Here is a 6,945-nt window from a genome sequence, read left to right as displayed (position 1 = left end):
CCGGTAGTAAGTCTGAACCGTCACACCGATTTGCCGAACGGCTTCCTGAACCGAGCTCCCTTGTCCTTGCAGCACCTCAACCTGTCGCAGCTTCAGCACGATGTCCTCGGGCTTCTCTCGTTTGCCTGACATCTCGTCGTCCTCCTGAAAACGGGATATTCCTATCCCAAAAGGTGGACCACTTCAGTGGGGGCACTCCAGGCGGATTCAGTTAACTCAGTTTACCTATCAATCAAATGCTCTAAGAATCCTACGAGCTATTTTGGGAGCATTGTTAACCAATCAACAACCGAGACGACTATTTAACGTGATGAGTCCACGTCAAAGTTCAAGCTCACCATCAACGACCCATACGATCAAGAGCATCCGCCAACGCCTGCCGCAGCGCACAAGACGTCTGCCCCTGAACACTCCACCCATGCGCCCGCAACACCGCGCTGATCGGCTTGTCTTCCAGGCACACCATATCGACGAGGCACCGATCCGTGATGTTCATGCGTGAGCCACGCTTGGACGGGCGGATCTTACGGACTGCCATTGCGGTGCCGGTGCCAATGCGACGACGGATCCGCGCGATCTCCTCCCGGTCCCGCAACACCGCATCGATGAAGCTGCCACTGCCACCCCCGCCGCTGCGGAGTGCCTCGACAGACGAACACCGGACACCAGCGCAGGCGTGACGTTCGACCAGATCCCGATAATACCGCCCTGCAGCCACCTGCACGCGGGTGAAGGGCGCGAGCTTTCCGTTGCTGGCCGCCTTTGCCGTCATCACATCAAACACATCCGCGCGCTGCATTGCCGACCGACCACGATAGCCCGAGGGTCGCGCGACCCAGTCGTCTTTGCCATCAGGAAACAGGCTCATGGGCTGGAAGACACGAATGGCACCACGCGCCGGGGCTTCCGGGATGGCGTCACCGCAGACCTCGGGCACATAACCTCGCGCTTTCACCGCTTCGATGCGATCTGCCTCCGCCTTCAGGCGCAGCTGGCGTGCCGCCATGAACTTTGCGACGGGTGTCAGATCTGCCACCCCATTGGGTGCCACGATCACAACATGCTCGCTCATGCTGTTGCACCCCGCTGCGCCTGTTCTGCGATTTCCCGGCATTTCTGCAGCGCTTCAGACCGGCGGGCACGAAAGCTCTCATCCTCGGCCGACAGGTGATCCCCGCGGCCAACGCGCATCTCGATATCCGCCATCCGGCGCACGGCCCCATGCGCCTCATTGCGGATCTGTGTAACGGTGTAGCGACCCGGCCATTCCCGCGCGCCCCTCAGATAGCGCAGCAGCTCCGGCGCCCAGCCGCCGGCCAGCGCCTCTTGCCCCAGTGCGTGCCCGAAGACCTTGAGCATCAGCGGCGACGGCCCGCTCTCCGGCGGCTGGATCTCGCGCGCCTTGTTCAGGATCTTCAGCCCAATCGGAAACCGATCCTTATCCCGACCGCCCGGGTGCGCCTCAACCCAATCGCGCAGCACCGCGATGCTCGCGGGCGTCATATAGGCCAGCTTCTGGCGTAGCTCCGCCAGCATCACCGCAAACTGCGCCTTGGTCAGGGTCGAGGGCCGCGCTAGCCCCAGCGCCTCCAGCGGCGTGATCAGCATGTCCTGCACCCGCTTCTCTCCGGCGGCCTGTTGTTTCTCATCCATTTCTGCACCTCTTTTCTCAGCGTTCCGACATATCCACAGGCTGCTCGGCCCGAGTGGGAGCGGAACGAAATCTCATTTCATATTCTCTCATTTCATTTCCTCTCTTATGTCTGGAACTGTTCCATTCTGTTCGGAACTGTTCTGGTATGTTCCGTTCTGTTCCGCCCACAGGTGGGCGGATTTCTTCAATGATTTCAGGGTGCGCGACGCGGGCGACCCACAATGCCCTCAGATACCGCCTCTTTGAGGGCACGCCCGATAGAGGCCTGGAACTGCGGCATGCGCCGCTGTCCCGGGTGGTGCTTGAGCAGCCAGTCATCGACCCAAGCCACGGCCAGCTCATCGGAACACAGATCCTCACTGCAGCCGATGTCGCGCAGCACCTCGATCAGCCGCTTGCGCCGTGCATAGACCGCCTTGTCTTCATTGCTGGCCTTGTGCTCCAGGTGACCACGCAGCGCGGCCTCCATCACCTCTTGAACCACCGGATGCGCAAGGCGAATTGCGCCATTGTCACAGCGCACTGGGTGCCAGTTATAGAGCGGGTTGAACGCCCGCTCTTTGAGCGAGATCCACCGCTCTAACGGCAGACCCAGCAGAAAGGCCAAGCTATCGTCATCAGTAGGCAAAGTCCCCAAGGGCGTCTCACCGTGGGACTTGAAGAACAGCTCCATGCCGAAAAAGCCGACCTCCGGATCGCGGTAGGCCTTGCGCCGAAAGTCACTGCGGTCATAGCGATCATGGTTGAACGGCATGAAGTAATGCGAGTCCAAACGGCTTTCCGCCGAGATCGGGTAGTCTGGCAACTCATCCGACGAGACCGGGCGCAATCCAACTGCATTCAACATCAGGCGGCCTCCCGGAACAGAGCCGACAGTTCGCTATCCAGCGTCGCGATCATCAACGGACCATTATCGACCGCATGGCTATGCGCCATTTTGCGGTAAGCCCCAGCCCAGCCGCGATAGCGGCATATTTGCGAGCAGGTTTGCGTAGATGCCTCGGTAAACGCTGCCATATCTCGCAGCGTGCATTCCCCAGCGCTGTCATGGATCAACCACCAGATCTGGTATGCAATCCGTTCGATTCGGGGTGAGGTGGTTTGCGCCATCATGCCGCCCTCGCCAATTGATCCTGGAAGAACGCCGCCGCGCCAGGATCGGTCAGGATCATCAGCAAGGCGGTGTGGCTGGCGGGCGCGGTCACTGCGCCCCACCAATTGAGTGCGGTCTGAAACGACACATCGCAAAACAGGGCCACCTCGCGCGGGCTGTGAAACCGCGCGTGGAAATAGGCAGACCAAAGGTCAGGCGCCCTGACCTTTAGCGCATAGGGGTCCAACTGATTTGACCAAGACGCTCGGTCAGCTGACGTGCCAGGCTGGTCGCATGGCACATCATTGTTCACGATCAGGGTTAGACGCGGGCGGCTCATGCGGCTGCGTCCTTTGCATCATTTTCACCCGCAACTGCAAGAAATGAGAAGAGACTTCGATTTGGTTCACAAACCTCAACCTCCACTGCCATCACACAGAGTGCATCATACCAAGCAGCAGGTAGGATCCCCACCTGCATGTGGGTGTGTACTGTCGTCGGGCTCTTGCCGAGACGTGCAGCGACGGCCCTGTAACCGCCAAGCTCATTAATCAGATTTCTTGTGCTCATGCACAATCGGTAGTCCGAATAATTCCGACTATCAAGATCCGACGATGAGAAAGTTCAATTTATTCGGACCTGAAGTAGATAGGCCCTATGAACATCGACACCAAAGAACGCCTTGCCCACACGGGCGATGTATCGCCCGAAGCTATTCGTGTGCGCCTCTTGGCTGCACGTAATTCTCTCGGCCTGCAGCAGCTGGAAGTAGCAAAGCAACTTGGCTTGAAGAAGACTACATTCCACAGCCAGGAGAGCAGAGGTGCGCCGAGCATTGCTACTATGAAGTATTACTACCGGCAGCACCGCATAGACTTTAACTTCATTCTTCACGGCGACTTCGCCCAACTTCCGCAAGACGTTCAGGACAGGCTCTTCTCAGCACTGCAAGACGAATAGCCCAAAGCGGGTCAAAGATCAGGTTGAGATCCACCCCAATTCGGCGCGCCAGCGCCAGTACCTGTATCAAAATTGCCTCTCCGATTCCCATATGTTCTCTTTTTGTTCCCATATAATCTAAACACACTAGAAAACACCAACACGAATTTATCCGAAAAATTTGAACCTGCGACTTGACCGGTTCATAATTTTCGGATTACGTCATCCCCATCAACCGATGGAGGATTGAATGCAAGACAGACTGGAAACCGTGCTTCGGGACGCGCAGCAGATAGCAGGCTCGCCTGAGGAACATCTCGACAGCCCGCACCTGTTCACAACCGCATGGGCCACATTGAAAGCCGCGCGCGGCCAGGGCTTTGACCCGGCACGCCTGCGGGCTGCGCATCTGATCGAGCGCCCGGCCCCCACACCCGAACCCACCGAACAGGTCTTGGAGCGTGTCGGCCATAAAGTGCGTCGCGTAATGGCGGATCGCCAGATCACTCCGCACGGCCCCCATGCGGCGTAAGGCGAGGCGCACCCGCAATGACAAACCCTATCTCTCAAGGTTTCGCGCCCATAGCGGACGAACTCCAAGGGCGCCGCCCTTGCCCGAATAACGAACACCCGCGCCGCGCTGGAGGATTGCGCGCCAATGTGGTTCCCGAGGTTTCGCACCCGTCTTGCGGTGCGGACAACGCGCGGGCGGATCAATCCTCCAAATTGCCCACCGCCCGCGCATTTTCAGCCGAAACCAACACCCAATCCATTTACACGGCGACCGAAACGCTCAGAGCCACACCGATGCACCGAAGGTCTCAGCAGTTCTTAGATCTTGGCGGCCGCTTTACGGCACCAGAGCCAGATGCATGGTGTCACGATGAATACCTCTGGCTGGTCGATCTGCTGGGCATTCAATGCACAGGCACATCGCGCCAAATTGCACTGACTTCATGGATCGCAGCTGCGACCGCGAGAATCCCTCGTCGCGCCAGCGATGGCCGACCAGATTGCCCCTACAACGGCCAGGCAGCGCTCCCTTTGATCACCTCACCCACCGAATAATAAGCGGCACACCTCAAGGCTGGACCAGGCGGCGCCATTAGGCACGCGCCACCATTCACGCAGATGAGCCGCCCTCCACCCGAACATGATGGATTAAGCAATGCCGTCTCCGCACAAGCTGCCGCCTCGTACAGTGGCATCGACTACACAAACGCCACCGCGATCAGCGCGAAAACGGCGCCCCTTTGGCCTGAAAGCAATGTGGCTTCACTTTGCGCACGACGCGGAGCTGCGCCGACTGGCGAAGCTGCACGTCAGGATCGAGCTAAAAAGAGCAAACCTCTCAGACCTCATCCACGAACGCCAAACAATCATGAACCGCTGCATTCGACGCATGCGCAGGTCGGCAGGGAAGAACTAATGGCCAGAAAACAGCAATTCACCGCCGCACAAATTCAACGCTTCATCAACGCCGCACGCAACACAGACCCCAAAGCGGTTGTGGAAATCATAACCGAGGCCGGAACCGTGCGCTTCCTGCCAGAAAGCGAACACCCACCGGAACCGGCCTCCCCCTTCGACAAATGGAAGACAAAGCGACATGCGAGTGAAACTAAAGGGCATTAACAAGGTCACGACCAAGCTGGCCAGCGGAGAGCGCGCGACTTACCACTACGCTTGGAAGGGTGGTCCGCGCCTGCCTGGCAAACCCGGCGACCCCGAGTTTATCGCAGCCTACAACAGCGCTGTGCAGCAGAAGGTGGTGCACTCCAAAGACAGCCTGCAAGCCATCCTGAATCAGTATCAGGATACTCCGAAATGGACGGGACTGGCGGAACGAACGCGCCGTGACTATGTGAAGCATATTCAGAAGATCGAGGAACGGTTTGGTGATTTCCCCATTGGGGCTCTCACCGACCGCAGGGCCCGCGCCGAATTTCTGTCTTGGCGCGATGAGATGGCGCTCAAATCCCGGCGCCAGGCTGACTATGTTTTCGCAACCTTCGCTTCGATTCTTGCCTGGGCGTATGATCGCGGCCTGACGGACGCCAATCCATGTGAAAGACCGGGAAAGCTGTATCGCGCGAAACGCTCCGAGAGTATCTGGACGCACATTGACGAAGCCGCTTTCCTCAAGACAGCGCCAGAGAGGCTCCGCCTAGCATACCTGATGGCCGTCTGGACCGGACAAAGGCAAGGTGACCTCCTACGGCTCACCTGGAGCGCCTACGATGGCACACACATTCGCCTGAGGCAGAACAAAACCCAGCGCCGGGTGGTGATCCCAGTCGCGACGCCCCTGCGCACTGCATTGGATGCGATGGAAAAGAGCGAGACCGCCGAAACCATCCTTACGACCATTCACGGCACCTCCTGGACCAGCTTGGGGTTCAGTGCCTCATGGCGCAAGGCCGTCGCGAGAGCCAAAATCACAGGGCTTACATTCCACGATCTGAGAGGAACGGCGGTGACGCGCCTCGCCATCGCTGGTTGCTCCGAAGCTGAGATTGCGACCATCACCGGACACAGCATGAAAGACGTCGGAGCCATCCTGGACGAACACTATTTAAGCAGGGATTCGGAGCTCGCAGAATCGGCCATCAAGAAGCTGGAAATGTTCGAAAGCAGGGACAAAACTCCCAAATGATCGCCCAAACGCAAAGGCTTGGTCAGCGCAGTGTCGGCTTAACTGTTTGATTTTAATGGCAGGGGCATCAGGGTTCGAACCCGAGACCTACGGTTTTGGAGACCGTCGCTCTACCAACTGAGCTATACCCCTGCAGTGCGGCATTTCCTATGCGAGACCGGCGTCCGACGCAAGAGGCAAGTTGCGATTTTCGCGGCTCTCAGCACTCAAGATGCGTAGATTTCTGATTGATGCTGCCAAGACGCAGCCCTCCCCGCGTCCCGCTTCATCTTTTCAAAAATACCTCGGAGCGCGAGGCTGCGCCTCGCACAAAAAAGGGCCTCCCGAGGGAGGCCCTTTCCATTCGAAAATCAGGAGACCTGATTACTCGATGATCTTGGACACAACGCCCGCGCCGACGGTGCGGCCGCCTTCGCGGATGGCGAAACGCAGACCGTCTTCCATGGCGATCGGGGCGATCAGTTCAACTTCGAACTTCAGGTTGTCGCCCGGCATCACCATCTCGGTGCCGGTCGGCAGGGTCACGGTGCCGGTCACGTCGGTGGTGCGGAAGTAGAACTGCGGACGGTAGTTCGCGAAGAACGGCGTGTGACGGCCACCTTC

10 protein-coding genes, 1 tRNA gene and 1 pseudogene are annotated in these 6,945 nt (G+C 58.6%); 4 read left to right on the top strand and 8 right to left on the bottom strand.

What is annotated here, in order from left to right; all coding sequences use genetic code 11:
• From CLV89_RS23085 to CLV89_RS21860, 6 genes and pseudogenes are all read right to left on the bottom strand, one after another.
• A pseudogene (locus tag CLV89_RS23085) lies at positions 1 to 132 on the bottom strand (IS3 family transposase); the annotation flags it as partial.
• A gap of 208 nt (positions 133 to 340) precedes the next feature.
• Complete coding sequence (locus CLV89_RS21880; RefSeq protein WP_106165706.1) at positions 341 to 1,072, bottom strand: hypothetical protein; 732 nt, start codon at positions 1,070 to 1,072, stop codon at positions 341 to 343.
• Positions 1,069 to 1,653 carry a hypothetical protein gene (locus CLV89_RS21875; protein ID WP_106165705.1) on the bottom strand — a complete coding sequence of 195 codons (585 nt, stop codon included), beginning with the start codon at positions 1,651 to 1,653 and terminating at the stop codon, positions 1,069 to 1,071. The genes CLV89_RS21880 and CLV89_RS21875 overlap by 4 nt, the downstream gene beginning before the upstream one ends.
• A gap of 194 nt (positions 1,654 to 1,847) precedes the next feature.
• Positions 1,848 to 2,501: a hypothetical protein gene (locus CLV89_RS21870; protein ID WP_106165704.1), complete on the bottom strand. Its 654-nt coding sequence runs from the start codon at positions 2,499 to 2,501 to the stop codon at positions 1,848 to 1,850.
• Positions 2,501 to 2,767, bottom strand: a complete 267-nt coding sequence (locus CLV89_RS21865) for a hypothetical protein (RefSeq protein WP_106165703.1) — start codon at positions 2,765 to 2,767, stop codon at positions 2,501 to 2,503. Before CLV89_RS21865 ends, CLV89_RS21870 begins: the two co-directional genes overlap by 1 nt.
• Positions 2,764 to 3,087 carry a hypothetical protein gene (locus CLV89_RS21860; RefSeq protein WP_106165702.1) on the bottom strand — a complete coding sequence of 108 codons (324 nt, stop codon included), beginning with the start codon at positions 3,085 to 3,087 and terminating at the stop codon, positions 2,764 to 2,766. Before CLV89_RS21860 ends, CLV89_RS21865 begins: the two co-directional genes overlap by 4 nt.
• Before the next feature lie 317 nt (positions 3,088 to 3,404).
• Between CLV89_RS21860 and CLV89_RS21855 the strand changes: the two genes are divergently transcribed.
• From CLV89_RS21855 to CLV89_RS21835, 4 genes are all read left to right on the top strand, one after another.
• Positions 3,405 to 3,707, top strand: a complete 303-nt coding sequence (locus CLV89_RS21855; RefSeq protein WP_106165701.1) for a hypothetical protein — start codon at positions 3,405 to 3,407, stop codon at positions 3,705 to 3,707.
• Positions 3,708 to 3,936: 229 nt separating this feature from the next.
• Positions 3,937 to 4,218: a hypothetical protein gene (locus tag CLV89_RS21850; protein WP_106165700.1), complete on the top strand. Its 282-nt coding sequence runs from the start codon at positions 3,937 to 3,939 to the stop codon at positions 4,216 to 4,218.
• A 599-nt stretch (positions 4,219 to 4,817) separates the two neighbouring features.
• Positions 4,818 to 5,321: a hypothetical protein gene (locus CLV89_RS22505; protein ID WP_133166785.1), complete on the top strand. Its 504-nt coding sequence runs from the start codon at positions 4,818 to 4,820 to the stop codon at positions 5,319 to 5,321.
• Positions 5,296 to 6,342, top strand: coding sequence for a tyrosine-type recombinase/integrase (locus tag CLV89_RS21835; protein WP_106165697.1), 1,047 nt, complete (start codon positions 5,296 to 5,298; stop codon positions 6,340 to 6,342). The genes CLV89_RS22505 and CLV89_RS21835 overlap by 26 nt, the downstream gene beginning before the upstream one ends.
• Before the next feature lie 56 nt (positions 6,343 to 6,398).
• Here CLV89_RS21835 and CLV89_RS21830 read toward each other — a convergent pair.
• Both CLV89_RS21830 and CLV89_RS21825 read right to left on the bottom strand, forming a co-directional pair.
• A tRNA-Trp gene (locus CLV89_RS21830) sits at positions 6,399 to 6,474 on the bottom strand.
• A 231-nt stretch (positions 6,475 to 6,705) separates the two neighbouring features.
• The coding region (locus tag CLV89_RS21825; protein ID WP_481000418.1) for an EF-Tu C-terminal domain-related protein at positions 6,706 to 6,945 on the bottom strand (240 nt) is incomplete at its 5' end.

It is taken from the genome of Tritonibacter scottomollicae, from assembly GCF_003003215.1.
Lineage (GTDB): Bacteria > Pseudomonadota > Alphaproteobacteria > Rhodobacterales > Rhodobacteraceae > Epibacterium > Epibacterium scottomollicae.
The sequence above is the reverse complement of the archived record's forward strand: the minus strand, read 5'-3'. Positions and strand labels throughout refer to the sequence as shown.